24 protein-coding genes and 1 riboswitch are annotated in these 26842 nt (G+C 68.3%); of the genes, 10 read left to right on the forward strand and 14 right to left on the reverse strand.

Annotated elements, in window-relative coordinates:
- The first annotated feature begins 3 nt into the window (after positions 1–3).
- The gene (gene ruvB / locus CRJ03_RS10565) at positions 4–1032 is read left to right on the forward strand and encodes a Holliday junction branch migration DNA helicase RuvB (RefSeq protein WP_104018836.1); all 1029 of its coding nucleotides are present in this window, start codon (positions 4–6) and stop codon (positions 1030–1032) included.
- Between the two features lie 111 nt (positions 1033–1143).
- The gene (locus CRJ03_RS10570; protein ID WP_439126638.1) at positions 1144–1785 is read left to right on the forward strand and encodes a hypothetical protein; all 642 of its coding nucleotides are present in this window, start codon (positions 1144–1146) and stop codon (positions 1783–1785) included.
- An 11-nt stretch (positions 1786–1796) separates the two neighbouring features.
- On the opposite strand, the gene CRJ03_RS10575 is transcribed toward CRJ03_RS10570, so the two are convergent.
- The 4 genes from CRJ03_RS10575 to CRJ03_RS10590 form a co-directional block, all read right to left on the reverse strand.
- Positions 1797–2336 (reverse strand): adenine phosphoribosyltransferase, encoded by a 540-nt coding sequence (locus tag CRJ03_RS10575; protein ID WP_104018837.1) that lies wholly within the window; start codon positions 2334–2336, stop codon positions 1797–1799.
- 58 nt (positions 2337–2394) lie between these two features.
- Positions 2395–2775 (reverse strand): hypothetical protein, encoded by a 381-nt coding sequence (locus CRJ03_RS10580; RefSeq protein ID WP_104018838.1) that lies wholly within the window; start codon positions 2773–2775, stop codon positions 2395–2397.
- A 77-nt stretch (positions 2776–2852) separates the two neighbouring features.
- Entirely contained in the window at positions 2853–3728 is an 876-nt protein-coding gene (locus tag CRJ03_RS10585) for an S-methyl-5'-thioadenosine phosphorylase (RefSeq protein WP_104018839.1), read from the reverse strand.
- A gap of 126 nt (positions 3729–3854) precedes the next feature.
- Positions 3855–4670 (reverse strand): cysteine hydrolase family protein, encoded by an 816-nt coding sequence (locus CRJ03_RS10590; protein WP_104018840.1) that lies wholly within the window; start codon positions 4668–4670, stop codon positions 3855–3857.
- A gap of 125 nt (positions 4671–4795) precedes the next feature.
- On the opposite strand from CRJ03_RS10590, the gene CRJ03_RS10595 reads away from it, so the two are divergent.
- On the forward strand, positions 4796–5734 hold the full coding sequence (locus tag CRJ03_RS10595) for an AraC family transcriptional regulator (RefSeq protein ID WP_104018841.1): 939 nt from the start codon (positions 4796–4798) through the stop codon (positions 5732–5734).
- Here the strand turns inward: CRJ03_RS10595 and CRJ03_RS10600 are convergent.
- Positions 5701–7074 (reverse strand): diguanylate cyclase, encoded by a 1374-nt coding sequence (locus CRJ03_RS10600; RefSeq protein ID WP_104018842.1) that lies wholly within the window; start codon positions 7072–7074, stop codon positions 5701–5703. The genes CRJ03_RS10595 and CRJ03_RS10600 overlap by 34 nt on opposite strands.
- An 86-nt stretch (positions 7075–7160) precedes the next feature.
- Between CRJ03_RS10600 and CRJ03_RS10605 the strand changes: the two genes are divergently transcribed.
- The 4 genes from CRJ03_RS10605 to CRJ03_RS10620 all read left to right on the forward strand — a co-directional run bounded on the left by CRJ03_RS10605 (position 7161) and on the right by CRJ03_RS10620 (position 10670).
- A complete protein-coding gene (locus CRJ03_RS10605) occupies positions 7161–7445 on the forward strand; it encodes a DUF3572 domain-containing protein (protein ID WP_104018843.1) in 285 nt (94 codons plus the stop codon).
- Positions 7442–8134: an HAD family hydrolase gene (locus tag CRJ03_RS10610; RefSeq protein ID WP_104018844.1), complete on the forward strand. Its 693-nt coding sequence runs from the start codon at positions 7442–7444 to the stop codon at positions 8132–8134. Before CRJ03_RS10605 ends, CRJ03_RS10610 begins: the two co-directional genes overlap by 4 nt.
- Complete coding sequence (locus CRJ03_RS10615) at positions 8131–9012, forward strand: DMT family transporter (RefSeq protein WP_104018845.1); 882 nt, start codon at positions 8131–8133, stop codon at positions 9010–9012. Before CRJ03_RS10610 ends, CRJ03_RS10615 begins: the two co-directional genes overlap by 4 nt.
- Before the next feature lie 95 nt (positions 9013–9107).
- Positions 9108–10670, forward strand: coding sequence for a trimethylamine methyltransferase family protein (locus CRJ03_RS10620; RefSeq protein ID WP_104019176.1), 1563 nt, complete (start codon positions 9108–9110; stop codon positions 10668–10670).
- Positions 10671–10796: 126 nt separating this feature from the next.
- On the opposite strand, the gene CRJ03_RS10625 is transcribed toward CRJ03_RS10620, so the two are convergent.
- The 4 genes from CRJ03_RS10625 to CRJ03_RS10640 form a co-directional block, all read right to left on the reverse strand.
- Positions 10797–11540: an NYN domain-containing protein gene (locus CRJ03_RS10625; protein ID WP_240611638.1), complete on the reverse strand. Its 744-nt coding sequence runs from the start codon at positions 11538–11540 to the stop codon at positions 10797–10799.
- Between the two features lie 406 nt (positions 11541–11946).
- Complete coding sequence (locus tag CRJ03_RS10630; RefSeq protein ID WP_240611639.1) at positions 11947–12513, reverse strand: c-type cytochrome; 567 nt, start codon at positions 12511–12513, stop codon at positions 11947–11949.
- Between the two features lie 330 nt (positions 12514–12843).
- Positions 12844–13587, reverse strand: coding sequence for an ABC transporter permease (locus tag CRJ03_RS10635; protein WP_104018847.1), 744 nt, complete (start codon positions 13585–13587; stop codon positions 12844–12846).
- A complete protein-coding gene (locus CRJ03_RS10640; protein ID WP_104018848.1) occupies positions 13584–14324 on the reverse strand; it encodes an ABC transporter ATP-binding protein in 741 nt (246 codons plus the stop codon). Before CRJ03_RS10640 ends, CRJ03_RS10635 begins: the two co-directional genes overlap by 4 nt.
- A 38-nt stretch (positions 14325–14362) precedes the next feature.
- A riboswitch (TPP riboswitch) is annotated at positions 14363–14462 on the reverse strand.
- 98 nt (positions 14463–14560) lie between these two features.
- Between CRJ03_RS10640 and CRJ03_RS10645 the strand changes: the two genes are divergently transcribed.
- Positions 14561–15163, forward strand: a complete 603-nt coding sequence (locus CRJ03_RS10645; RefSeq protein WP_104018849.1) for a heme NO-binding domain-containing protein — start codon at positions 14561–14563, stop codon at positions 15161–15163.
- On the forward strand, positions 15160–16416 hold the full coding sequence (locus CRJ03_RS10650) for a GGDEF domain-containing protein (RefSeq protein WP_206018356.1): 1257 nt from the start codon (positions 15160–15162) through the stop codon (positions 16414–16416). Before CRJ03_RS10645 ends, CRJ03_RS10650 begins: the two co-directional genes overlap by 4 nt.
- Here CRJ03_RS10650 and CRJ03_RS10655 read toward each other — a convergent pair.
- The 3 genes from CRJ03_RS10655 to pepN form a co-directional block, all read right to left on the reverse strand.
- A complete protein-coding gene (locus tag CRJ03_RS10655; RefSeq protein WP_240611640.1) occupies positions 16389–16793 on the reverse strand; it encodes a c-type cytochrome in 405 nt (134 codons plus the stop codon). The genes CRJ03_RS10650 and CRJ03_RS10655 overlap by 28 nt on opposite strands.
- 193 nt (positions 16794–16986) lie before the next feature.
- The gene (locus CRJ03_RS10660; RefSeq protein ID WP_104018851.1) at positions 16987–18273 is read right to left on the reverse strand and encodes a hypothetical protein; all 1287 of its coding nucleotides are present in this window, start codon (positions 18271–18273) and stop codon (positions 16987–16989) included.
- Positions 18274–18384: 111 nt separating this feature from the next.
- A complete protein-coding gene (pepN, locus tag CRJ03_RS10665) occupies positions 18385–20937 on the reverse strand; it encodes an aminopeptidase N (protein WP_104018852.1) in 2553 nt (850 codons plus the stop codon).
- 328 nt (positions 20938–21265) lie between these two features.
- Between pepN and CRJ03_RS10670 the strand changes: the two genes are divergently transcribed.
- A complete protein-coding gene (locus CRJ03_RS10670) occupies positions 21266–22042 on the forward strand; it encodes a gamma-glutamyl-gamma-aminobutyrate hydrolase family protein (RefSeq protein WP_104018853.1) in 777 nt (258 codons plus the stop codon).
- 15 nt (positions 22043–22057) lie between these two features.
- Here CRJ03_RS10670 and CRJ03_RS10675 read toward each other — a convergent pair whose 3' ends face one another.
- Positions 22058–24208, reverse strand: coding sequence for a Hint domain-containing protein (locus tag CRJ03_RS10675; protein WP_104018854.1), 2151 nt, complete (start codon positions 24206–24208; stop codon positions 22058–22060).
- Between the two features lie 187 nt (positions 24209–24395).
- Positions 24396–26837, reverse strand: coding sequence for a Hint domain-containing protein (locus CRJ03_RS10680; RefSeq protein WP_104018855.1), 2442 nt, complete (start codon positions 26835–26837; stop codon positions 24396–24398).
- Positions 26838–26842: the final 5 nt, after the last annotated feature.

Genomic DNA, 26842 nt, shown 5'->3' on the forward strand with positions numbered 1-26842 from the left:
TCCATGACCGACCCCGACCCCACCCTGCGGCCCGAGGAACTGCCCGAGGACAGCGACCGCAGCCTGCGGCCCCGCGCGCTCAAGGAATTCATCGGGCAGCGCGAGGCGCGGGCCAACCTGGCGGTGTTCATCCAATCGGCGCGGCAACGGGGCGAGGCGATGGATCACACGCTGTTTCACGGTCCCCCCGGCCTGGGCAAGACGACGTTGGCGCAGATCATGGCGCGCGAGCTTGGCGTGGGGTTTCGCATGACCTCGGGCCCGGTGCTGGCCAAGGCGGGGGACCTCGCGGCGATCCTCACCAATCTCGAGCGCAACGACGTGCTCTTCATCGACGAGATTCATCGGCTCAACCCGGCGGTGGAGGAGGTGCTCTACCCCGCGCTGGAGGATTTCGAGCTCGACCTCGTGATCGGCGAGGGGCCGGCGGCGCGCACCGTGCGGATCGAGTTGCAGCCCTTCACGCTGGTCGGGGCGACGACGCGGCTGGGCCTCTTGACCACGCCGCTGCGCGATCGGTTCGGCATCCCCACGCGGCTGCAATTCTACGAGATCGACGAGTTGCACGAGATCGTCACCCGCAACGCGCGGCTGTTGAACATCCCCACAGAGACCGAGGGCGCACGCGAGATCGCGCGCCGCGCGCGCGGCACGCCGCGCATCGCCGGGCGTCTGCTGCGCCGCGTGGTGGATTTCGCGGTGGTCGAGGGCGGCGGCAAGATCAGCCGGGAGCTGGCCGATGCCTCGCTCACCCGGCTGGGGGTGGATCACCTGGGCCTCGACGGGGCCGACCGGCGCTATCTGCGGCTGATTGCCGAGGCGTATGGCGGCGGCCCGGTGGGGATCGAGACGCTGTCGGCGGCGCTCAGCGAGAGCCGCGACGCGCTCGAAGAGGTGATCGAGCCGTTCCTGCTGCAACAGGGCCTTATCCAGCGCACGCCACGGGGGCGGATGCTGGCGGCCGCGGCGTGGCGGCATCTGGGGCTTGAGGCGCCGGGGCCGAAGGGCACGAGCGATCTTTTCGGCAAGTGAGACGCGGGTGGCCGGTGGCGGGGTTTGGGTATTTGGGCCAAGAAGAAACCGCAGGGGTTTGCGGGGGTGGATCGGTCCTGCTAGAGGGGCGCGGCATTGCGGAGGCGGCCGATGAGCGACACCCTGACACCCGACGAGATCGCGGCGCTGTTTACCCGTGCGGACGGGGAGTTCCTGTTTGCCCGCTGGGGGCGGCCCATCGTGCCGGTCGTGTTTGGCGTGGAGGATGCGACGCTGAGCGTGGTCAAGGGCGCGGTCGAGGCGGTGGTGGCGCTGGCGGATCACCGGATGGCCGAGACCGACCCGGAACTGGGCGCGAACCTGATGATGTTCTTCTTTCGCGACTGGCAGGAATTGCTGGCCGTGCCCGACCTCGACAGGCTGGTGCCGGACCTCGCGCCGCTGGTGGCGCGGCTTGGGGCGGAGGGGGCCAACCAGTACCGCATCTTCCGTTTTGACAAGGACGGCGCGATCCGGGCGGCGTTCGTCTTTTTGTGCATGGACGAAGACCTCTCCGCCGTGCCCGCCGAGACGCTGGCGCTGAGCCAGGTGGTGCAGACGGTCCTGCTGTGGTCGGACCGCGCGTTCACCGACCGCTCGGCGCTGGGGCAGTTGGCGGACGGGCGGGTGGTGCTGCGGCCCGATATCGGAGCGCTTATCCGGGCGGCATACGACCCGGTGCTGCCCGCGATGAGCCGCGAGCCTGCCCATGCCCTGCGGCTGGCGGCGCGGGTGGTGCGCAGCGCGGGTTGAGCGGGCGCGCCTTACGCTCCCTCGAAGGCGCAGAGCGTGTGCACGTCCATTCCCATCGCCTCGAGCCGGGCGTGCCCGCCGAGATCGGGCAGATCGACGATGAAGGCGCAGCCGGTGATCTCTCCCCCAAGGCGCTCGATCAGCCGGATGCCTGCCGCTGCGGTGCCGCCCGTGGCCAGCAGGTCATCCACCAGGAGCACCCGTTCACCGGGTGCGATGGCGTCGTCGTGGACCTCGATCACGGCCTCGCCGTATTCGAGCTGGTACTCCTCCGAGATTACCGCGCCGGGCAGCTTGCCCTTCTTGCGGATCGGGACAAAACCCACCGAGAGCTGGTGCGCGATGGCGCCGCCGAGGATGAAGCCGCGCGCCTCGAGCCCGGCCACCTTGTCGATGGGCTGCCCGGCATAGGGATGCAGCATCTGGTCGATGGCGATGCGAAACCCGCGCGGATCGGCGAAGAGCGTGGTCACGTCGCGAAACAGGATCCCCTCGTGGGGGAAATCGACGATGGTGCGGATGTAGTCCCTGACGGTCTTTTGCTTGGGCATGGCGGCTCTCCGGTCGGTCGCCGCGCTTGTGCCGTAGCGCGAGCCGCCGCGCAAGGGCTCAGAGAGCGCCGCGATAGGCGGCGATGGCGCCGGTCAGATCGCTGATGGCGTAGAGGGTGAGCAGGAACACCCCCACGCAGAGCAGGAAGTTGAGCGCCGATTGCGCGAGGCGTGCGGCGCGTCCCGACGGGTTGCCGAGAAAGGGAATCTCGGGCCGCAACAGGAAGCGCGAGGCGATGTAGCCGAAGAGCAGCGCCGACAGCGCCCAGTAGGTGAGCGTCAGGATCGCGGCGTCATGGGCGCGCGCGAGATAATCGGCGAACCCAACGATGAGCACCCAGCGGATCACTTGGAAAATCTCGTCCGCGAGTGCCTCGAACCTGCGGCCCATGTCGTGGCGCCAAGTCTGGTCGGTGAGCTTGTCGATGAGCCGGGACATGGGACTGTAATGGGGGCGGGGCGCGCAGGCGTCCAGTGATGTGACACGCTGCGCGCGAAGAGTTGAGCAGCCCGCGATCAGCCGAGCACCCGCCCCGCCACCGCGTCGAGCCGCGCGACGAGGGCCGGATCGCGTTTGTCGGGCGCGGTGAGGATGGCGTATTCGAGCGCGCGGTCGCAGCCGTGGGGGCAGGGCGCGCGGTCTGCGCCCAAGAGTGCGGGCAAGCGGCGGACAAGGTCGCGGCCCTTGTCGGCATTGGCCCCGAGCGTGGCGATGATGTCGGAGATGTCGACGGTGCCGTGATCGGGGTGCCAGCTGTCGTAATCGGTGATCATGGCGACGGCGGCGTAGCAGAGCTCCGCCTCGCGGGCGAGCCGCGCCTCGGGCATGCCGGTCATGCCGATCACGTCCGCGCGCCAGGCCTCGCGATACATCTTCGATTCCGCCAGGGTCGAGAATTGCGGGCCTTCCATTGCCAGGTATGTGCCGCCCGCGTGCACGGTGATGCCTGCGTCGCGCGCGGCGGTCTCGCAAGCCTCTGACAGGCGTGGGCAGGTGGGGTGCGCAAGGCTCACATGGCCGACGCATCCCGTGCCGAAGAACGAGGCGTCGCGCGCGACGGTGCGGTCGATATACTGGTCGAGGAGGACGAAATCGCCCGGGGCCATCTCCTCGCGGAACGAGCCGCAGGCCGAGACCGAGATCACGTCGGTGACGCCGAGCCGCTTCAACGCGTCGATATTGGCGCGGTAGGGCACCGTCGAGGGGCTGTGGACATGACCCCGTCCGTGGCGGGGCAGGAAGGCCATCGCTACCCCGTCGAGCGTGCCGGTGAGGATCGCGTCCGAAGGGGTGCCCCACGGGGTTTCGACCTCTTGCCAGCGGGCGGCATTCAGCCCGTCGATCCCGTAGAGCCCCGAGCCGCCGATCACCCCGATCATGGTTTGTGCCATCGCCTTGCCTCCATCTGGTCAGAGGCAGGGATAGGCCGGTTCGCTGAAAAAGGAAATGCCCGCGCGGGGTGTGATCCCGCGCGGGCGGCCCCGCCTCATCCCCGGGGGCGCGGGCCGGTGGCGCGCTCAGCCGAGCATCGCCACGACCTCGTCGGTGGTCCACAGTGCGTTGGCCATGAAGCGGAAGTTGGTCAGCGCGGCGAGATAGCCGTCGCCCTCGGGCAGCATCGCCGCCGCCGTGCCGTCGGAGACCACGGCCACCTCGAAGCCCTGTTCGAGCAGTTCGCGCATGTGGCTCTCGGTGCACAGGTTGGCCGACATGCCCGCTAGGATCACCTGGTCCACGCCCATCTTGCGCAGTTGCAGCGCGAGATCGTTGGTTTCCGGTCCGTAGACCTTGTGCGGCGAGCACTGGATGGTCTTGCCGTCCTCGATATAGGGTTTGTATTGGGGCATGTAGTCGGCGCCCGAGCCTTCGAACCCGTCGAGGCTGAGCGGGCTCTTGCGGTCGAACATGCTGATCTTGTGCATGAGTTTTTCCAGCGCGCCCTCGAATTTCCAGCCGTGATCGGTGGGGTAGTAGTAGTGCGGCGAGACGGCGACGGTGATATCCGCGCCCTTGGCCGCCTTGAACAGCCGTTCGATGTTGTCGACGGTGTTGTTCATCTCGACCGACTTGCCCACCGCGCCCCAGGCGACGCCGTCGGGCGAGAGAAAGTCGATCTGCGGATCGGTGACGACGAGGGCCGCGCGGGAAAGGTCGAGCACCATGTCGCTGGGCGGCAGGAACGGCTCGGCGGGCGGCGCGTAGGGGTTGGCCTCCTGCGCCTGCGCGCCAGAGGCGGCGAGCCCGGTGGCGGCAGCGGCCAGCGCGGCCGTGCCGGTGAGCGCGGCGCGGCGGGTGAATTTCGGCTCATGGTCGTGATCGTGACAGGTGCACATCGGGTCTCTCCCTTGGTTTTGACATGATGTAGTCTGCCGGAGGTGATGTGCCTTTGCGTCCTGAATCGGTGGCATATGGACGATTTTTCGTGCCTTTCACGTCCCGCTGCGGCAGGATCGGCCCCATGACGGAGCACCCCCACGACCGGATTCTCGACGCGCTGGAGATCAGCGCCGAGCCCTTTGCCATCTGCGCGCTGGAGGGTGCGTGCAGCATGGGGCTGGGACGCACCCCGCGCGCCACGCTGCACTACGTGCTGGGCGGGCGGGGCGTGCTGTCGGTGCAGGGCGGCGCGCCGCTCGACCTGGCGCCCGGGCGGCTGGTGCTGGTGCCGGCGAGCCGCACCCATTCGCTCGCCCATCGCGGCGGCGGTCAGGTGGGGCTGCCCGCCTGCCACCCGGCGGGGCTCGACCTCGAGGCGCATGTCGCGCGCGGCGAGGGGGCGGGGGTGATGGTGGTGCTCTGCTCCACGATCTCGGTGGGGCTGCGGGGTACACACGGGTTGATCGATCTGTTGCGCGCGCCGCTCGATCTCGACGTGACGGCGAGCCCGGTGGCGGCGCAGGCAATGGCGGCGCTGGTGGCCGAGATGGGGAGCATCCGGCCCGGGCAGCGGGCGATGGTGCGCGCGCTGTTGCTGCAATGCCTGATCGAGATGCTGCGCGTGCGGCTGGAGGCGGGCGATCCGGCAGTCACCTGGCTGGCAGCGCTGGCTGACCCGGGGCTGTGGCGCGGCTTGCGTGCGATGCTCGACGAGCCCGGCGCGCCCCACACGCTCGACAGTCTCGCCGCGGCGGCGGGGATGAGCCGGTCGCGCTTTGCCGCGCGGTTTCGGGCGGCCTATGGGCAGGGGGCGATGACGCTGTTGCGCGACCTGCGGCTGGCGCGGGCGGCGCAGATGCTGACCGAGCGACAGGCACCGGTGGAACAGGTGGCGCGCGCGGTGGGGTTTCAGAGCCGCAGCGCCTTTACTCGCGCGTTCGTGGCAATGTGGGGCGAGACGCCGCGTGCTTTTCGCGGGCGCCCCGGTCAGGCCGCCGAGCGGGCGCAGAAGCTGGCCTGATTGCGGCCCTGCGCCTTGGCGGCGTAGAGCGCGCGGTCGGCCTCTTCCAGGACGGTCTGCATGTCGGGAGCAGGATTGCCGGGACCACTTTGCACGAGGGTGACGCCGATGCTGAGCGTGACCGGGATCGGCGCGGGCTGGCCCGGTACGGCAATGGGCGTGGCACGGACCGCGTCACACAGGCGCTCGGCTACGCGGCGGGCGCGTCCGGGCGTGGCGTCCGGCAGCGCGACCAGGAATTCCTCGCCGCCGATGCGCGCCAGCAGGTCACCCTCGCGCAGATGCGCGCCAAGCCGCTCGGTCACGGCGCAGAGCACCGCGTCGCCCGCGGCATGGCCGTGGCGGTCGTTGACCCGCTTGAAGAAATCGAGGTCGGCCAGCATCACCGCGAGGCTCTTGCGCCCGATCGTGGTCTGCGCGAGCTGGCGTTCGAGCCAGGGCAAGGCATGGCGGCGATTGTAGGCACCGGTAAGCGGATCGCGGATCGCTGCGGCCATGCCGGAGCGCAGCTTGCCGCGCAGCACCTCGATCCGGCGCTTTCGGTCGATCTGGCGGGCGATGCGCAGGGCCAGTTCCCCGCCGTCGGCGGGGGCAAGCAGGACGTCGTCGGCCCCCATGTCCAGCAGCGTTACGGCGAGCGGGGCTGCCGCGCGGTCGAGCAGGACGAGGACGGGGCACCGGCAGGTGTCGCGCGCGGCCTTGAGATCCGCCAGCAGGCGCAGTCCGGCCTCGGCCTGACCGTTGGCGATGCGTAGGAGATGCACGTCCTGCGGTCCTGGTGGGGTGGTGCTCTCGGCGGCTATGCAGGCCAGGCGATGCGGCGTGCAATCGGCCAGCAGGCTGCGCAGCGCGCGGGTCGCGGCGCGATCCGCGCCGCAGATGGCGACGCGCCCGGGCAGGACGATTTCGGCCCGCGCTTCGGCGAACCCGGTGGCATCGCCCGCCTGCGCGGCGATCTCGGTTTCGGCGTGGTGGCTGCGCAACAGGTTACGCAGCCTTGCGAGCAGCAGCGCCTCGGGGACCGGCTTGGCGAGGATGTCGTCGGCGCCCGCGCGAAGCATGGCCTGCCGCTCGGCGATGCATTCGGTGTCCTGAACCATCAGCACCGGCACGTGCGCCAGCCTTTCGACCCGGCGCAGCGCGCGCAGGAACGGCTCGGCACTCTGCCCGTCGAGGTTGGTATTGGCGAGGATCAGGTCCGGCGCGTCGTTTGCTGCGAGGCGCAGCGCCTCGCGCGGGGTAGCCGCCTGCACGACCCGGTTGGGGGTTGGCGCGAGCTTGACCTTCAACACGATCCTGTTGGTGGCCATATTGTCTACAATGAGAACCGTGCCCGACATTGCGGTTGCGCCTTCGCTCTAAGCGTTTACCTTTGGGCCACTATCGCGCCGAGTGGTTAAGAAAACCTTTCCGGGAATTAACTCAAATGAACATGACGCAGGATTTCGCCGAGACGGTCGCGCTCGGGGCCTTGGGCTGGCTCGCGGGCCATGACGATCTGTTGCCGGTTTTCCTCGGGGCCACCGGGGCCTCGGAGGCCGATCTGCGCGCCCGTGCCGCCGATCCCGAGTTCTTGGGCGCGGTGCTTGATTTCCTGGCGATGGACGACGCATGGGTCGCGGCGTTCTGTGACTCGCAAGGTTTGGGCTATGACGTGCCGATGCGCGCGCGCGCCGCCCTGCCCGGCGGGGCGGAGATGAACTGGACATGAGCCGCGCCGACGCAATCCTGTTCGACAAGGACGGAACGCTCTTCGATTTCCACGCCACGTGGAGCACGTGGGCGGGGCAGGTGATCCGCGACCTTGCAGGTGGCGAGGCAGTGGCGATGGCGCGGTTGGCCGAGGTCGCGCATTACGACCTGGCGGCGGCGCGGTTCTTGCCGACAAGCCCGATTATCGCAGGTACCAACCGCGAGGCCGCCGAATGCCTGGCCGGGGCGTTGCACGACAGGGACGTGGACGAGATCGAGATCCACCTGATGCTGAGCGCCTCCGAGGCGCCCCTGGCCCCAGCCGTGCCTCTGGCCCCTTACCTCGACGGGTTGCGCGCCCGCGGGCTGCGGCTGGGTGTGATGACCAACGACACCGAGTACGGCGCGCGCGCGCATCTGGGTACGGCAGGGGTGCTGGAGCGGTTCGATTTCATCGCGGGCTTTGATTCCGGTCACGGGGCCAAGCCCGCGCCAGGGCCGCTCCTGGCCTTCGCGCGGGCAGTCTCGGTCGCGCCCGGCCGGGTGGTAATGGTGGGCGACAGCACCCATGACCTGATCGCGGGCCGCGCGGCGGGGATGGTATGCGTGGGCGTGTTGACCGGCACGGCCGTGGCGGCCGACCTCGCCCCGTTCGCCGACGCGGTGCTGCCAGATATCGGCCACCTGCCTGGGTGGCTTCTGGCATGACGCGACACCCGCTGTTTGGCCTGTTTCTCGCCACCTTCGGCGCGCTGGTGCTCACGCCCGACGCGCTGTTCATGCGGCTGTCGGGCATGGGCGGCTATCAGATGGTGGGCTGGCGCGGCCTATTGATGGGGGCGGTGATGGTGGCCCTCTGGGCGCTGACGTCGCGCCGCCGGGGCCGCGACCTGGCGCTTTTGGCGACCGGTTTCGGCCTTGCCATCGTGGCCTGCCAGTATGTCAACGCCACGCTGTTCAGCCTCGGCATCGCGCACGCGCCGGTGGCGGTGATGCTCTTGGCGGTGGCGACGGTGCCGGTCTTTGCCGCGCTGTTCGCCCGGATCATCATCGGCGAGCCGACGCGCCGCGCGACATGGGTGACGATCGTGGTGGTGCTGGGAGGCATCGCGCTGGCGGTGTTCGGCGGCGAGGGGGCGGTGACGCTGACCTCCGACACGCTGTTGGGGGCGATTGCGGGGCTCGGGGTGGCGATGGTGCTGGCGCTGAATTTCGTGATTCTGCGGGCGCGCCCCGACCTGCCGATCCCGCTGTTGATCGGGCTGGGCGCGGCGCTCGCGGGCGTGACGGGCACCGCGATCACCGGGCCTGTGGCGATGATCGACGGTGTGGTCTGGGCGATCGCGGTTTGCGGGCTGGTGATCCTGCCGGTGTCGTTCTTTTCGCTCTCGCTTGCCTCGCGCTACACCCACGCCTCGAACGTGAGCCTTCTGCTGCTGCTGGAGACGGTGCTCGGCCCGCTCTGGGTGTGGCTGGGCGTGGGGGAGGAGCCCACGCCCATGATGCTGGCGGGGGGCGCGGTGGTGGTGGTGAGCCTCGCCGTCTATCTCTGGCACACGGGCCGCCGACGGATGGCCGTCGCCTGAAAGAGTGAAAACGACAGGTTTCGTCGCAAAGCGGCATGTGGGCTGCGCGCGCGCGGTGTTTCGTTATGGAAGACGAGCACCGGGAGGGCGCGAAGATGGCCGAGGATCTCAAACGCAGGAAGCGCGGTGGCGGCCGCGCGGGCAATGCCGCGCGGCGCGGCGGCGCGGTGATCGAGCAGATGCCGTGGAACCCGCCGGTGAACATCGACCGGCCGACCGAGCCGCTCGGACCCGAGGGCGTGAAGGCGATCCACGACGGTGCGATGCGCATTCTCGAGGAGATCGGCATCGAGTTCCTCAACCCCGAGGCGGTGGAGATCCTGCGCGCCTCGGGTGGCTGCAAGATCAATGGCGAGAACGTCCGCATGGGCCGCGATTTCGTCATGGAGATGATCGGGAAAGCACCCGAGAGCTGGACCATCACGCCGCGAAACCCCGACCGGCGGTTGACCATCGGTGGCAATCACCTGAACTTCGGCAACGTCTCCTCGCCGCCGAGTTACTGGGACATGAAGATCGGGCGCAAGGTGACGGGCACCCGCGAGATGTGCCAGAACCTGTTGAAATTGAGCCAATATTTCAACTGCATCCATTTCGTCGGCGGCTACCCGGTGGAGCCGCAGGACATCCACGCGAGCATCCGGCACCTCGACGTGCTCTATGACAAGCTGACGCTGACCGACAAGGTGGCGCATGCCTATTGCCTCGGGAAGGAGCGGGTCGAGGATGTGATGGAGATGGTGCGCATCGCGGGCGGTCTCAGCCACGAGGAATTCGAGGCCACGCCGCGCATGTATACCAATATCAACTCCACCTCGCCGTTGAAGCACGACTACCCGATGCTCGACGGCTGGATGCGGCTGGCGCGGCGCGGGCAGGGGCTGGTGGTGACGCCCTTTACCCTGGCCGGGGCGATGGCGCCGGTGACGATGGCGGGGGCGGTGGCGCAATCGCTGGCGGAGGCGCTGTGCGCGGTGGTTCTGGCGCAGGTGATCCGGCCCGGCGCGCCCTGTGCGATTGGCACGTTTACCTCCAACGTGGACATGAAATCCGGCGCGCCCGCGTTCGGCACGCCCGAATACATGCGCGCGACGCAGATGACCGGGCAACTGGCGCGGTTTTACAAGCTGCCGATGCGGGCCTCGGGTGTTTGCGCGGCCAACGTGCCCGACGGGCAGGCGATATGGGAGACCTCCAACAGCCTGTGGTCGGCGGTGCAGGCGGGGGCCAACATGGTCTATCACGCGGCTGGATGGCTGGAGGGGGGGCTGATCGCGTCCCCTGAGAAATTCGTCATGGATTGCGAGATTTTGCAGCATATTCAGCGGTATATGGACCCGATGCTAACCGCCACTGGGCCGGACGAGATCGCCATCGACGCGATCCGCGAAGTCGGCGGGCAGGGCCACTTCTTTGGCATCCAGCACACGCAGGACCGCTATACTACGGCCTTCTACGCGCCGTTCCTGAGCGACTGGCGCAATTACGAGGCGTGGGAGGCGGCGGGGGGCGTGTGGACGACCGCGCGCGCGCACCAGGTGTTCCAGGACATCATCGCGGACTTCGAGGCCCCGCCGATGGACGAGGGCATCCGCGAGGAACTGGCGGCCTTCGTGGAGCGGCGCAAGGCCGAGGGCGGTGCGCCGACGGATTTCTGAAAAGGGGCCGAAATCGGCGTCGGTAACACGTCGGTATTGCGTCGGTATTCCGGCGGTGCGTGGGGCGGCGGTCGGGGGATGGGTATTTGGGCCAAGAAGAACGGGGCAATTTAAGCGATCCGCGTATCAGGTCGCGGGGGTGCCGAAGGCCGCGGGCTTGTTGCGGACCTTGGCGTTCGGGCCCTTGGGGTCGAGCGCGAACGAGACAGAACGCCCTTCGAGATATGCGCGCCAAGTCTTTTCGGGTCGTCGGCTGATCTGTATTCCGAACTGCCTGTACATGAGAATGCCAAGCGTCTGGACCTTGAGGCCGGTCGCGTCTTTGGAGTGTTTCTCGATGACTGTGCGGATACACCTATCCAGATCGCACGGCTCAACCGGTCTTGATGGGACGGCGCAAGGCAGTCTTGGCGGCTCCAATTCTTCGAAGCGGCAGCAGGCCGCGCGGAACCGTTCTGCCGTCTTGCTCTCTCCTGCACCGATCACGGCTAACCCGTAACCGCGCAGGCGGGTGGCGAGGTGGGTGAAATTGTGGTCTGAACTGACGAGCAGAACCGCCTCGCACTCTCCCGAGAGCGCGCGCTCCATCGCGTCGAGGCAGATCAGCATGTCAGCGGCGTTCTTGCCGCTGCCGGAATGGACGAGGTGAACTCCCGGCGCTTCGTCCCATGCGGGCAGTTTGCAGGCGTTGCCATTGGCGCGCACGAGGTCGGGCGCGCCGTGGCGGCGGGCAAGCGCGAGGATGGCCCCGGCCTGCGTGGCGGGGATGTTGTCGGCATCGACGAAGACCGAGAGGCGCAGAGAAGTCGCAAGGCGGGTCGGCGGCAAGGTGCTCATCCGTGCAGCGTAGAACGCGAAGTTGGATGGCATTCGGGCGAGAGGCGATCTTTTTCGTGGCGCGCAATCGTGACGTGTCGCGATAAGGCAGTCGTCGGCGTCGAGTATTTGGGCCAAGAAGAACGGGGTCGGGCAGGGCCCGGCGTCTGCCCGTCATGGGGCGGATCGGTGGGGGAGACGCACCCGCTACGGCGCATGTGGGCGTCTGACGGCGAGAGGTGCCTGACGATTTTTCGGGGGCCTTGGGGGGAGGGGACTCTGAATGGCCGTTGCGCCAGGATAAAACGGCCGGATGCCGACGTGGCAATCCGTAAGGGGCCGAAACGGAGAAGGACCCGGTCTGCGGTATGACGGTCGCCGCGATGAGCTGGGTGCGGGACGTTACGCTACTGATCCGACTGTTGGCAGCGGTCGCTGACGTCTAAACTGGGGCCTCGCATTACGGGTGGATCATTTCCCGAAATCGATTCGGAACCTGATCGATGATCAATTCTTCTTGTTCTTCGGCATCGTGAACGAAGGCGACGAGATCAGCCAGTTCCTCACCGGTGAGGTTGATGAAATCCCCCATTTGCTCTTCCTGCATCAGCACCATCGCTGGCGCGCCCCGCCACATCCTGGCTGCGAATTCGAAGGCATTCATCGGGCTGGGCATATCAGCAGCATTGAAGCTTGGACCAACGTCGCCACCAATGCCATTGACCGAATGGCAGACCACGCAGCCTTTCTCCAGAAAAACTTCGCGGCCCCGGTGCGAGCTCATCGATGGAAGAACCAAACCAACACTTTTCAAAAAGGTATTCAGCCGCAGTCGTTGTTCGTCGGTCATCTCATCCATCACATCGAAATCATGCTCGTGCTCGTGACTTCTGTGCATTTCACGCATGGTCTCAAGTGGCTCTTGGTGGCCACCAGCATGATCCCCGGCCGGATACAGTGCGGTTGGTGCAAGCGCAAAAACGACGGCGCTTGCCAACGGAAATATCGAGACTCTCCTTACAGGCATATCGACCTCCTTTGGGAGTTGAACGCATGGCTACAGTTAGCGCATCTAGCTGATCTTTTCTGTATACGCCCTCATGGCCCAAATATCTTTGACCTGAATCATTCCTGCCCTGCACTGGATTGCCATCCGGGAATCGTCGGAAAGAGATGGATAGGCCCGAGGCGCTGCCTGCCGTAATCCGCCACGAAGTCAGCAAAGTCCGCTGTCTTTGCCACCTGCCAATTGCCGCGGTTTAGACGAGGCTCGTCGTGCGAGTACTCTAAACGGACCCTGAGCCGTCCTGAACGCCCTCACCGCCACGCCGCCCGACCACGCGCCAAGCGCTCCGCCTCACCCCGCCGCCGTCCCGTCCAGCCAGCGGCGGCAAGCGATGTCGACGGCGCGGTGCAGCAGAAGCGTGAACACCGCCAGCACGATGAGGGCGGCGAACATCAGATCAATTTTCGCGCGGCCATTGGCCAGCAGCATGAGGTAGCCAAGCCCCTTGGAGGCCCCCACCCATTCGCCGATGATCGCGCCGATGGGGGCGTAGACCGCCGCCAGCCGCAGACCCGAGGCAAAGCCGGGCAGGGCGGCGGGCACGCGGATGTGCCACATCAACCGCGCGGGCGAGCCCCCCATCACGCGCCCGAGGTCGAGCCACGGCTGCGGGGTGCGCATCAGGGCGTCGAAGAACGACGACGTAACCGGGAAGTAGATGATCAGCAGCGCCATGGCGATCTTGGACCACAGCCCGTAGCCCAGCCATAGCGTCAGGATGGGGGCGAGGGCGAAGACCGGGATCGCCTGTGAGAACACCATCATCGGGCGGATCAGCCCGCGCGCCAGCGGCGAGGCGGCGAGGCCGATGGCCGAGAGCCCGCCCAATATCGCCCCCAGCGCCAGCCCGATCAGCACCTCGGCGATGGTGACGCCTGCGTGCCCGGCGATCAGCGCGCGGCTGTGCCACAGCGCCTCGGCCACGCGGCCCGGCCCCGGCAGGATGAAGGGCGGCAGACCCGCGAGCGTGACAAGCGCCTGCCAGAGCGCGAGCGCCAGCGCGGTGGAGGCGGCGATGGGGATGAGCCGGCTCATGCCGCCGCCCCTGTGGCGCGCAGCCGGGCGAGCAGGCGGCCCTGCACTTCGAGCGTCCCGGCATCGTCCACGGGCCGGGGCACGGGGGCCGCGGGGGGCGCGACGGTCTCGAGCCCATCCGCCCCGAGGATGTGGATGGCATGGCCCATGCGCGCGGCCTCGCCCGGATCGTGGGTGACCATGAGCACGGTGCGCCCCGAAAGGTGCTGCGCGCCCAGCTCCTGCATCTGCGCGCGGGTGCCGGCGTCGAGCGCCGAGAACGGCTCGTCGAGCAGCACGAGGGGGCGGTCCTCCATCAGCGTGCGCGCGAGCGCCACGCGCTGCCGCTGCCCGCCGGAGAGGGCGTGGGGCCGTTTGTGCGCGTGCTCTGACAGCCCGGTGCGGGCGAGGATGTCGCGGGTGCGGGCGGGATCGGCCCGCGTGCCGCGCAGCCGCGCGCCGAGGGTGACATTGCCGGTCACGTCGAGCCAGGGCAGCAGGTCGGCCCCCTGTGCCATGAGCGCCACGCGCCCGGTGACCGGCGCGCCGTCGGAGGCGGTGATGGTCCCGTCGAAGCGCGTCACCTCGTCGGTCCCCGCCACCAGCCGCAGGAGCGTGGTCTTGCCGATGCCGGAGGGGCCGAGAAGGCAGGTGATCCGCCCCGCCGCCGCCTCGAGCCGGAGCGGGCCGAAGAGCGGCGCGCCGCCGATCGTGGCGGTGCCGTCGATGAGGAGTGCGGGCGGCGTGGCGGCTTGCATGGCCGGTCCTTTGGTTGGGCGGGGGACAGGGCAGGTCGCTTGCGCGCGTCTCCGTTCCCTCCGCCGGTGCGAGCCGGGTCAGGTTCGATGGGTTGGCGCGGCCTCTCAGCCCCTTGCAGGGCACCCCAACGGATGGCGGCGGTGGTAGCAGGCCCCCGGTGCGCTGACAAGCGGCGGGCGTTCAGGGAATGTTAAACTCTGGTAGCCAGACTGCGCGCACCGGCAAGGAGAGGGCCATGAACGGGCTGATCAACCGCGCGATCGCGTGTTTCGTCAGGGACAGCTACGGCGATCCCCTGTGGGAGGAGGTGACGGCGCGCCTAGGGATCGACGAGTCCGCGTTCGAGCCGCTGATGCCGTGCGATCCGGGGGTGACGGCGCGCCTGGTCGAGGCGGTCGCGGCACGGTTTTCACGGTCGTCCGCCGACCTGCTGGAGGATCTCGGCACCTATCTCGTGGCGCAGCCCCGGTCCGAGGCGATCCGGCGGCTGTTGCGCTTCGGCGGGGTGGACTTCGCCGAGTTCCTCGAATCGCTTGAGGACCTGCCCGACCGGGCGCGGCTCGCCATGTCCGAACTCGACCTGCCCGCCATCAGCCTTTACATGCAGGGTGCGGGGGTGTTTCGCGTGGAGATGGCGCGCGCAGATGGCGCGGGGCTGCGATTCGGGCCGGTTCTGCTGGGCATGCTGCGCGCGATGGCCGACGATTACGGGGCGCTGGTGGTGCTCGATTACCGCGGCTGCGACGCCACGCGCGAGATCATCGAGGTGCGCCTGCTCGACGCGGCCTTTGCCGACGGGCGGGGTTTCGACCTCGCGAGCGGACGGGCCGCGCCATGAGCGGCGCGGCTGCCCCGGCGATGGCGGCGATGCTGGACCGGTTCTGCCCCATGCACGTGGTCATCGGCCCGACCGGGCACGTCATCGGCGGCGGGCCGACGCTGACCAAGATCGTGGCGCCCGAGCCGATGATCGGCAGGCGGTTTCTCGAGTTGTTCGAACTGACCCGGCCGCGGGCCGTGCAGGGCGTCGCCGCGCTGCGCGCGCTTGACGGGGCGCGGCTGCGCCTGCGGCTGCGGTCGCGCCCGCGCTATGCGCTCAAGGGGCAGCTTTGCCTGCTGGCGCCCGAGAATGCGGGCGGAACCGGGGGAGCGATGGTGGTCAACCTCGCATTTGGCATCTCGGTGGTCGACGCGGTGCGCGATTACGGCCTCAGCGGCGCGGATTTCGCGGTGACCGATCTGGCGACCGAGATGCTTTACCTGCTCGAGGCCAAGACCCTGGCGATGGAGGAATCGCGCAGGCTCAACCGCCGCCTCGAAGGGGCGCGGCTCGCCGCGCAGGAACAGGCGCTGACCGATACGCTCACGGGATTGCGCAACCGACGCGCCTTCGACGCGCTGCTGGCACAGGCGGTTCAGGAGGGCGGGACGTTCGCGCTGCTGCATCTCGATCTCGATTTCTTCAAGCAGGTCAACGATACCCATGGCCATGCGGCGGGCGATCTCGTGCTGCGCGTGGCGGCGCGGCGGATGCTGTCGGTGGTGCGCGCCCGGGACGTGATCGCGCGCGTGGGCGGCGACGAGTTCGTGCTGTTGCTGCCCGGTATCGACGCCACCGGCACGGTCGAGACCGTCGCCCGGCGGCTCGTCGCGGCGCTGGAGGAGCCGGTGAGCGACGGCACGCTGACCTGTCGTGTCTCGGCCAGCATCGGCGCGACGCTCAGCCGTGATGACCCGGGCCGCGCGCCCGGCGAAATCATGGATGCCGCCGACCGCGCACTATACGCGGCAAAGGCTGCCGGGCGCGGCTGCCACAGGCTCCACGTCGCGAGGGACGCGGCGCCGCCGGGCGGCGGGCCGGTGCCGCCAGGGTTGCAAGACGCCGGGGATGCGGGTGGTGGCCAGTGCGCCGGGATTGCCTGCTCTGCCGGAGCAGATCAGAAGGTCGGGATATGCCAGGACGCCGATACCGGACCGCGGGCCGGGGGCGCCGTGGACGCGGTGTCCGGTGGCGACGGCGTGGCCCCGGGGGAAGGGACCAGCACTTGGCAGGTCGCGGGCGCTCAGGGGGCGGCGATGCGTTCCAGATAGGCCCAGACATCGCGCGCCTTGTCCGCGTCGCGCAGCCTGTAGGCCATCTTTCCGCGCGCCTCAGGGTCGTCGAGATAGCCGCGCAGGAAGGCGGTGGCGTCGCGCACATAGACCACGAAATCGGCTTCGTTCCAGCGCAGCCCGCGCTGCCCGGCCTCGGTCATGGAGGGAGAATAGTGAAAGCCCGGCACGCTGCCCGCATGGCGCCCGATCACGCCGTAGAGATTGGGCCCGGTGCGCCCGCCGCGCACGAGCGCCGAGCCGGTCTCGTCGATGACAGAATGACAGGCGGTGCACGCCCGGAACATGCGCTCGCCGCGTTCGGGATCGGCGGCATGGGCGGGCAGGGCGAAGCCCAGGGCGGCGAAAAGGATCATTTTTCGAGAAAATTGCATCGCGCGCGACCTCCGAACGGTTTCTTTTCCCCACGTGTCCAAGATTGGCACGCCAGATGGTGCAAACAATGCGCCAACCCCGGGCTTCACGCGCTTGTCAGCATCCGTCATCGGGGCGTGTGCACGGACAGGACTGCGAGGCCGCGATCAACCACAAGATGCAAGGTCGGCCAGTTCAGAGCGCGGGAAGCCGATACATCCCCGCGCTCGAGAAGCCGAGCGCGCAGCCATCGGCGATCTCGTCGGCAAAGCGCTCGGCGATCACCCGCAGTGCCGCCTGTCGCCCCCTGGTCACCAGTGCGCGGCGCGGCGGCAGCGACGGGGCGGGGCCCGGCCCGATCAGCGCCTGCGACCAGATCAGCGGGTGCAGCTCGTGCAGGTGCTGCGCGACCAGCCAGTCGAGGCAGGCATGGATCGTGGCGCGCGCCCTTTCCTGCGCGGCGGGCAGGCGCGCCGCGCCGGTGTGCGGGGCCATCGTGAGGCCGCAGAAGGCGGCGATCTCGTTGATGATGTGCTGGTCGGGAGCCTGCGCGGCGATGGCGTGCAGCCCGTCGACGAAGAACTCCGCATCGACGGTGCCGAGACCATCGGGCTCAATCGCGAGCGCGTCGAACCAGACCCAGGTGTAGGCCCCCGCCCCGTGGTGCGCGCCGGTCTGCGCGGCCATGCGCCTTGCCTCCAGCTCAAGCTCTGCGAAGGTGCCGAAGCGCGAGGGTAGCAGCGCCTCGCCAAGCGCGCGCAGGTGCCGCGCGCTGGCCGGGTCGAGCGCGATGAGCCGGGCATAATCGTCTGCCACCCGCCGCCGGGGCGCCGGGCGCGCGGCGAGCAGGGCGCATTGCGCGGCCGCCAGCGAGGGGGCGTCGTGGGTCTCGGCGTCGAAGGGGGCGAGCAGGTCCTCGGCGCGCCGGAAGTGGTCGAGGAAATGGGCCTCCCGGTCCTGCGCGGCGGTGCCTTTGGCGGCGCACATGCGCCACGCCCGGCCGATATCCATATGCGTGAGCGCGATCACGAGCGCGATGGGATAGCTGTCGGGATGCTCGGCGCGGACCTGCTCGAGCGCGTCGAGCCCGGCGGGGTCGGGCGCGCGCCCGTCCTGAACCGCGTCCCCGGCGGCGGCCACCGCGTCGGCGCGCGCGCCCTCGGCCAGCAGCCCCGCCGCCGCCTCGCCGCCCGGCGTGCGCAGCCGCGCGGCGTCCGCTTCTGCGATTCGCTCGGCAAGCCGCGCCCAGTCCTCCTGGCGGGCAAGGCGCTGGCCCGCGTCGTGAAAGTGAATGCGGGCGTGCTCCTCGTCGCTGATAGGGAGCGTGGGCAGCAGGATGCGCCGCGCGAGGCTGTCGATATCGGCGCGCGGTCGCGCGAGACCGAGCCGCCGCAGCAGCCGTGCGAGCGCGGGCGCCCGTGCAGGTTTGCGCCGCTCGGTGCGCCGGGGGCTTTCAGGCGAGGCGATCGGGTCGAATGTCATGGCATCTCCGGCGAGCTGGATCGGACACAGCCTGCCGGGCCATTTCGGCCAAATCTGGGCACGCCTTGGGTGAAGGCGGGGAATTGCCGACGCGCCGCGCGGCGGCCCCTATCAGGCCTCGCGAATGCGGCCCAGCATCTCGGCGGTGTCGCGGCTGAGCCCCGGTGCGGCGAGGATGCGGTCGATCTGTGCGAGAATCATGCCCTGCCGCGCCGCGTCGTAGCGCCGCCATGTCTCAAAGGCCGCGCACATGCGCGCCGTTGTCTGGGGGTTGAGCGGGTCGAGCGCGATCAGCATGTCCGCCATCAGCCGGTAGCCGCGCCCCGAAACATGGTGGAACCCGGCGGGAAATCCGGCCAGCGCGCCCAGCACCGCGCGAAAGCGGTTGGGGTTGCGGATGGTGAAATCGGGGTGTTCGGTGAGCCGCGCCGCGGTTTCGGCGGCCTCGGCAGGACCGGCGGTGAGGATCTGCATCCCGAACCACTTGTCGAGCACCAGCCGGTCGTGCCGCCATTGCCGGTAGAAGGCGTCCGACACCTCTGTGCCCTTGCCCGCGCGCATCAGGCAGGCGAGCGCCGCGAGTTGCTGGGTCATGTTGTCCGCCGCGTCGTATTGCACCAGTGCCCGTGCGCCCCCATCGCGCCGGGTGATGAGGCCGAGTACGGCGTTGGCCAGCGCCCGTGCGCCGGCCTGATCGGGGTCGGGGCGGTAGGGGGCACTGACCTGGTGCGCCGTGTAGAGCGCGTCGAGCGTGCCCTGCATGGCGTCGGCGCGGGTGATGTCGAGCGCCTCGCGCGCCTCCCAGATGGCCTGTGGGTCGGGCGTGTCGCCCGCCTCGGACAGAGCCTGCGCCAGTTCGTCCTCGCCCGGCAGGCCGAGGGCGAGGGCGCGGAACGCCGGGTCGAGCGCCTCGTCGCGCAGCATGGTGTGCACCGCGTCGAGATAGGCCGGGTCGGGGGCCGCACCGTCGCGGATCATGGCCAGAAGCGTCTCGCGCGCCAGTGCGCGCCCGGCCTCCCACTTGTTGAAGGGGTCGGTGTCGTGGGCGAGCAGGAAGGCGCGTTCGGCATTGGTGGTCTCGCGCTCGACGATCACGGGGGCCGAGAAATCGCGCAGCACCGAGGGCACCGGCCGGGCGGCGAGCCCGTCGAAGGAAAAGCTCTGCTGCGCCTCGGTCATCTCGAGGACGCGGGTGGGCACCACCTCGTTGCCATTGGGGCCAAGCAGGCCGACGGCGATGGGAATGACGCGGGGGGATTTGTCGGGCTGGCCCGGTGTGGGCGGCGTGTGCTGCTCGAAGTGCAGGGTATAGGTGCCGTTCTCGAAGCTGTCGGTAACGCGCAGGCGCGGCGTGCCCGCCTGCGCATACCAGCGCTTGAACTGCGCGAGATCGCGGCCGGTCGCATCCTCGAACACCTGAAGCCAATTCTCGATGGTGCAGGCCTGACCGTCATGGCGGGTGAAGTAGAGATCGAGGGCCTTGTAATAGTCTTCGTCGCCCACAAGCCGCTTGAGCATGCCGATGAGCTCTGCCCCCTTCTCGTAGACGGTGGCGGTGTAGAAGTTGTTGATCTCGATAAAGCTTTCGGGTCGGACGGGGTGGGCGAGGGGGCCTGCATCCTCGCGGAACTGGCGTGCGCGGAGCGCGATCACGTCGGAGATGCGCTTGACCGGGGCCGAGCGCATGTCGGCGGTGAACTGGCTGTCGCGATAGACGGTCAGCCCCTCCTTGAGGCAAAGCTGAAACCAGTCGCGGCAGGTGATGCGGTTGCCCGTCCAGTTGTGGAAATACTCATGCGCGATGATCGCCTCGATCCGCTCGAAATTGGCATCCGTGGCGGTCTCGGGGCTGGCGAGCACGCAGGAGGAGTTGAAGATGTTGAGCCCCTTGTTCTCCATCGCGCCCATGTTGAAATCGTCCACCGCGACGATGTTGAACAGGTCGAGATCGTATTCGCGGCCATACACCTGCTCGTCCCATGTCATGGATTTCTTGAGCGCCTCCATGCCGAAGGCGCATTTGTCCTCGTCGCCGGGGCGCACCCAGATGTTGAGATCGACCTCGCGGCCAGAGCGGGTGGTGAAGCGGTCGGGATGCGCCACGAGATCGCCCGCCACCAGCGCGAAGAGATAGGCCGGTTTCGGCCACGGGTCGTGCCATTCGGCCCAGCCCTCGCCCTGCGCCACCGGGTTGCCGTTGGACAGCATGACCGGCATGTCACCCTCGATGCGCACGGTAAAGACGCCCATCACGTCGGGGCGGTCGGGGTAGTAGGTGATCTTGCGAAAGCCCTCGGCCTCGCATTGCGTGCAGAACATCCCGTTCGAGAGGTACAGCCCCTCCAGCGCGGTGTTGGCCGCCGGGTCGATTTCGACCTCGGCCTCGAAGGTGAAGGGCGCGTCGGGGACATCGGCGGTGAGACCTGTTTCTGTCACCTCGGGCGAGATGGCCGTACCGTCGATGCGCGCGCCGATCAGGCGCAGGTTCTCGCCGTGCAGAAAGAACGTGCGCGATGCGGCGTCAGGGTTGGGGCGGAACGCTATCTTGCTGACAACGCGGGTCTTTTCCGGGTCGAGGCGAAAGGTCAGGTGCACCGCGTCCACGAGGTAGGCGGGTGGCGTGTAATCCCTCAGATAGATGGGCTGGGGTGCGGCGTCCTTCATCCGGTCTCTCCTGCAAGCGTCGGCGCGACCCTAGGCGGATCGGAGAGGGGCTGCAACGGGGCGTTCCCCCGGCGCGGGCGGGCGGTGACGGCGCAACGGGGCGCGGTGCGGACGACGCGACCGGAGCCCGCCGGGATGCGGATGGCGGGGGATCCGGCCACGCCGCCCACGCGCGCATCATGGCGGGAAAAAATGAGCAAACCGTCAACCATCCTGCGCAAATCCGCGTCATCGCACGGGCACCTGTGCGCGGAGTGCCCTTTCGTTATTTCGTTTCGCGCTATACCTTGATTTGAATCGTGCAGCAGAGCCACCAAGAAGGACTACCATGGCGCGCCCCGTCGTCGGCATCATCGGCAACAGCTACGAGATCAACAACCGCTACCCGGCCCATGCCGGGGGTACGATCAATTCCGCCGCCGTGGCCGAAGTGGCCGGTTGCGTGCCGCTCATCATCCCGAGCGATCCGCGCTTCGTCTCGGTGGCCGAGCTGATGGAGGTGTGCGACGGGTTCCTGCTGACCGGCGGGCGGCCCAACGTCCACCCCGAGGAATATGGCGAGACACCGACCGAGGCGCATGGCGCGTTCGACCGCGCGCGCGACGCGATCAGCCTGCCGCTGGTGCGCGCCTGCGTGGCGCGGGGGCTACCGTTCCTCGGTATTTGCCGTGGTTTCCAGGAGGTCAACGTCGCAATGGGTGGCACGCTGCACCCCGAGATCCGCGAGCTGCCGGGGCGTGACAACCACCGTATGCCGCCCGATGGCACCATGGAAGAGCAGTTCGCCCTGCGCCACATGGTGCGGTTTCAGCCGGGCGGCGTGTTTCACCGGCTGATGGGGGCCGAGGAAGTGATGACCAACACGCTGCACGGGCAGGGTGTGATCGCCGCCGGGCGCGATATCGTGATCGACGGCTGGGCGCATGACGACACGCCAGAGGCGCTCTATGTGCGCGGTGCGCCGGGCTTTACCCTGTCGGTGCAGTGGCACCCGGAGTGGAATGCGGCCAACGACCCGGTCAGCCGCCCGCTGTTTACCGCCTTCGGCGATGCGGTGCGGGATTGGGCGGCGACGGGGCGCGCGCCGCTGCGGCAGATGGCCTGAGCGTCAGACGCGCGGTCAGGCGGCGCAGCCGGCGAGGCGTTCGCGCAGCAGGGTCGCCTCGCGGGCGCGCAGGCAGGGGCGCGCGGTTTCACGGTGGCGCGACGCGGTGCTGCGCAGTTCCGGGAAGATCGCGAACAGTTCCTCGCGCGCGGCGGCGTCCACCGCCGAAAGTGCCGCGTCGCCGGCAAAGAAGCTCTCGGTGGCAAAGCCCTCGGCATAGATCACCTCGTGGCGGTCGAACATCAGGTGGATGTAGGTGACTGCCTTGCAAGGCGCGATGCAGGCATCGGTGCCGCCCAACAGATGCTTGGCGGCGACCAGCACCTCGTCGCAGCCGAACAGCAGCTCGGCATGGTAGCCGGTGACCAGCAGGCGGTGTTGCGGCGATACCAGTAACCCGCCCGTCCCGGTGCCGAAGATCGCAGGGCCCACGCGCACGGGTGCGAAGGCCCCTCGGCCTGGCACGGTACGCCGCCCGGTCCAGCGCACCGGCCGCGGCCCGTGATCGCGGGTGATGACCATGTCGCCCGGTCGCAGCGTCTCGACCGGGCGCTCGCCGCGGGGGGTGAGAATGCGCGTGCCGGGGGTGAAGCAGATGATGTTCTCGATCTCGGAGAACGTCACCAGGGTGCCGTCGGGCAGGGTGAAATTTCCCGACAGCCCGCCAGCGTCATCGTCTTCGTTGGTGAAGGTGATGTCGCCCTGTCCCACGTCCGGTGTGAGGATCAGCGTATCGCCGTCGGTCTCGTCGCCCTCGCCGCCGGTGATGTCGATGGCCCCGCTCTCGCCCTCGACCTCGGCGAGGGTGAAGGTGTCGTCGCCGTCGCCACCCTCGGCGCTGTCGCCCTGCGCGATGAGTAAGCTGTCGTTGCCCGTGCCGCCGATGAGGGTGTCGGCCCCGGCCCCGCCGTCGATCACGTCATCGCCCGCGCCGCCATCAACGGTATCGTTGCCCGCGCCCGACAGGATGGTGTCATCGCCGCCGCCGCCCTGAACGGAATCGTCGTTGGAGGCGTCGGAGTGGTCCAAGGCGTCGATCATGTCGCCCTCGGGGTCGCCCGTGTAGTCGGCATCGATCACCTCGCCCGCGCCGGTGCCCTCGACGATGAAATCGGGCGGCGTGGTCGTGGTCTCGATGGTGACGAAGCCGGTGGCGGGGGTGCCGTTCTCGTCCACCGTGGAATAGGTAAATGTGTTGGTTCCGATATCGCCGTCCGTGGTGATGGCGATGGTGCCGTCGGCGTTGAGCGTGACCTGCTCGCCGGTGGCGAGGGTGACGGTATCGCCGGGGCTGACGGCGGTGTTGTCGATATGGGTGATGGTGTGCCCGTCGCCCTGGTCGTTGGCGAGAATGTTGTGGATTTGCGTGGTATTGGGCCCCTGCGCCAGCGTATCAAGCTCGGCGATGTTCATCGTCTGGACCGAGTCGGCCATGATGAGCAGGTTGGAATCGTACACGCCGTCGCCGCCATCGCCGATGGCGATGCGGATGTCGTTTTCCTCGCCCGGGTTGACCGGGGCGGTCAGCGAAAGCACCACGGTGGTGCCGTCCATCTCGGTGTTGAACTGATCGCTGGCGTTGTCGCGGTAGAGGTTGGCGTTGGACGTGTCGTTGATCGTGTCGATGGTGATGTCGGTGCTGCCGCCTTGTGCGAGCTCCAACGGTACATAGGCGCCGTTGACCCAGACACCCACCGCGTCGTTGAAGCCCGAGTTGACGTATTCCAGGTATTCCTCGGAGGAGAACACGAGCTGCATGGTCAGCGTGTCGCCCTCGGGCACGAAGGTGGCGTCTAGAATGGCGGCATCGAAGATCTGCTGTCCCGAAATCGCTTCGAGCTGGTCATCGCCGCCGCTGTACTGTTCCTCGTCGTCGTCACTTTCGCCGTCGCCACCCCAATCGGTCGAGGTGTCGGGAGCGGTGTTGGTGTTCAGCGTGCCGGAATCGTTGGTGAAATCCGTGGCGCGTCCGGTCGAGAGGATCACGCCCGCGTCGCCGGGGCTGATCTCGCCCAGGGTGCCGGTGCCGCCCGAATAGGTGCCCGAGGCCCCCCCGGCGCCGCTGTAGCTTGCCGAAATGACGGTGACGCCGTCACCGAACATGGTGTTGGCCATGTCCATCGCGGTGGCGGAGGTGTTGACGTTCAGCTCGCTTGCTATGGGCATGACATCACTTTCCAACTCGGATAACGCGGCCGCGCCGGGAGGCGCCGCAGTCTAGACCGCCGGTTCACACCAGAGGGTTAACGCCTCCGTTTGGCCCGCATTTGGCGCGGTCGAGGCAATTCGGAGGCGACGCAGGGATATCGTGTCGGTATCTTGTCGGCATTGCGTCGGTATCCGTGCCGCCCCGTCACGCGGCGGGCATCAAGAGCCGCGCCTCGTGGCGGCGCAGGCAGGGGCGCGCGGTGGGACCGTAGCTCTCGGGGTGGGAGCGTAATTCGGGAAAGAGCGCGAAGAGCTCTTCGCGCGCGCCACCTTCGATCGCCGAGAGGCCGATATCGCCGACGTGAAAGCTCTCGGTCGCGGCGCCCTCGGCATAGACCACCTCGTGGCGGTCGAACATCAGGTGGATATAGGTGACCGCCGCCTGATCGGTCTGCGTCACCGCCTGTCCGTCCACCAGGTGCTTGGCGGCGACCAGCACCTCGTCGCAGCCAAAGAGCAGCTCGGCCTTGTAACCGGTGAACAGGAACCGGTGCTGTGGCGACACGGTGAGCGGCGCGCACGCCCCGTCGAGCACATGCGCGGCCACGCGGACCGGTGCGAAGCGGCCAGTGCCCGGCACCGTGCGTCGCCCGACCCAGCGCAGCGGCTGCGCCCCGTGATCGCGGGTGATGACCATGTCGCCGGGGCGCAGGTTCTCGACCGGGCGCTCGCCCTGTTCGGTGAGGATGCGGGCCCCCGGCGTGAAGCAGATGATGTTCTCGATCTCGGAGAAGCTGACCTGCCTGCCATTGACCGTGAAACTGCCCGACAGGCCCCCCGCCGAATCGTTGCCATTGGCGAACGTGATGTCGTCCCGGCTGACATCGGCGGTCAGTTGCAGCGTGTCACCACCCGTCTCGCCGCCCTCGCCGCCGGTGATCGTGATCGTACCCGTGCCCGGCGCGGCGGGGATATCGAGCACGAAGAGGTCGTCTCCGTCGCCCCCCACCAGCGTGTCGTTTTCGCCCGCGACGAGCGTATCGTCGCCGCCGCCGCCGAACAGGAGGTCGGCCCCCGCGCCACCGTCGAGGCTGTCATCGCCCGCGGTCGTCTCGACCCCGAGGATGAGCGGGCTTTCATCGAGGCTCGTTTCGGTGCCGCCCGGTGCTGTGACCGTGCCTGACAGCACCTCGCCCCCGGCGTTCTCCCAGACGCGCAGCTCGATCGTGTAGGTCTGGCCCGCCTCCAGCGTCACCTCGCCCCAGCGCGTGGTCGGGGCCTGGTGATAGTCGTTGTCGAGGAACGGTCCGTCATTGCCGGTCTGGTTGGTGAAGTCGAGCGGGCCGCCCTGCGAATCCAGGATGCGGAGGGTCGAGCCGTCGTCGGAGGTGGTGGTGAAGCGGTAGGTGCCCGCGTCGGGCGCGTAGAGCGTCGAGGTGAAGATGACGCCGAAATCATTGGGATCGCCCTGCCCGGTGGCCGCCTGACCGAGCGCGTCGATATCGAGCGTGTCCTGCGTGCCAGAGCCCGCGAGCGTGCCGTTCTCGATGGTGAAGGCCTGCCCGTTGGCCGAGGAAAAATCCTGCGTGTAAACCTCGTAGGCCCAGCGGGCGCTGGTGCCGTCGCCGTAGAGCACGTCGTCGCCGCCATCGCCAAGCACGGTGTCATTATCCGCCCCGCCGATCAGCGTATCGCCGCCGTCAAGCCCGTCGATGAAATCATTCCCCGCGCCGCCGTCGATGTAATTCGTGGTGGTACCGCCGTCAAAAACACCGTCAAAGCCGGTCAGCGTGTCGTTGAAATCCGATCCGATGATTCCGTCAATTCCAGAGCCGGTATCGCCCGTTGCATCGCCACCGCTATAGGTGCCGGTGCTGAGATCGACATTCACTGCCGCGTCCGAGGCGGAGTAATCGACAATATCAAGCCCGGCACCGCCACTAAGCGTATCCGCGCCCGCGCCGCCAATCAGCGTGTCATCGCCGTCCGCGCCAACAAGGCTGTCATCGCCAGCGCCGCCAAGGATTGAATCGTTGCCGGTACCGCCGAACACCGTGTCATTGCCCGCGCCCGCGAACACGGTGTCATTGCCTGCCCCCGCCAGGACAGTGTCGTTTCCTCCGCCGACCGAGTCGCCGTCGGCATCCACGTAGTCCGCGTCGATACGGTCGTCGCCCGCGGTCCCGTCGACCTCGAAGCCGGCCTCCACATAGTCGTCGATACTGAAAGCCGGATCGCCCGCGGTCACATCGGGATCGGTGTCATGGTCGAGCGTCTCATAGCTGCGCCCGGTGACAAGCGGTGTCTCTGACAGGGTATAATAGCCGGTCGCGCTGCCGCTGGTGACGCGAAACGTTATGACGTTGAACGTATCGCCCGTGACCGTATCGCGCAGGGTCCAGCTTTCTTCGGCATGGATGCCCGCCCCGGTCGAGCTGCTGCCGCCAACCGTGACGTCTGCAGTGGCGCTCTCGCCGCCCGACGCGCTGCTGTCGAGGGTCTGGCCTTCGAGGCCCGGCTCGTTGTCGGTGATCGTCGCGGTGCCGGACGGTTTGGCCTCTCCGGTCCAGCTCGCGGTATTGCCGACCGATCCGGACAGGATGAACAACGGGTCGTTGTTGTAGATATTCACCGTGTATGTCGGCACTGGCC

Origin of the sequence: Roseovarius nitratireducens (assembly GCF_002925845.1) — a bacterium.
GTDB lineage: Bacteria > Pseudomonadota > Alphaproteobacteria > Rhodobacterales > Rhodobacteraceae > Roseovarius > Roseovarius nitratireducens.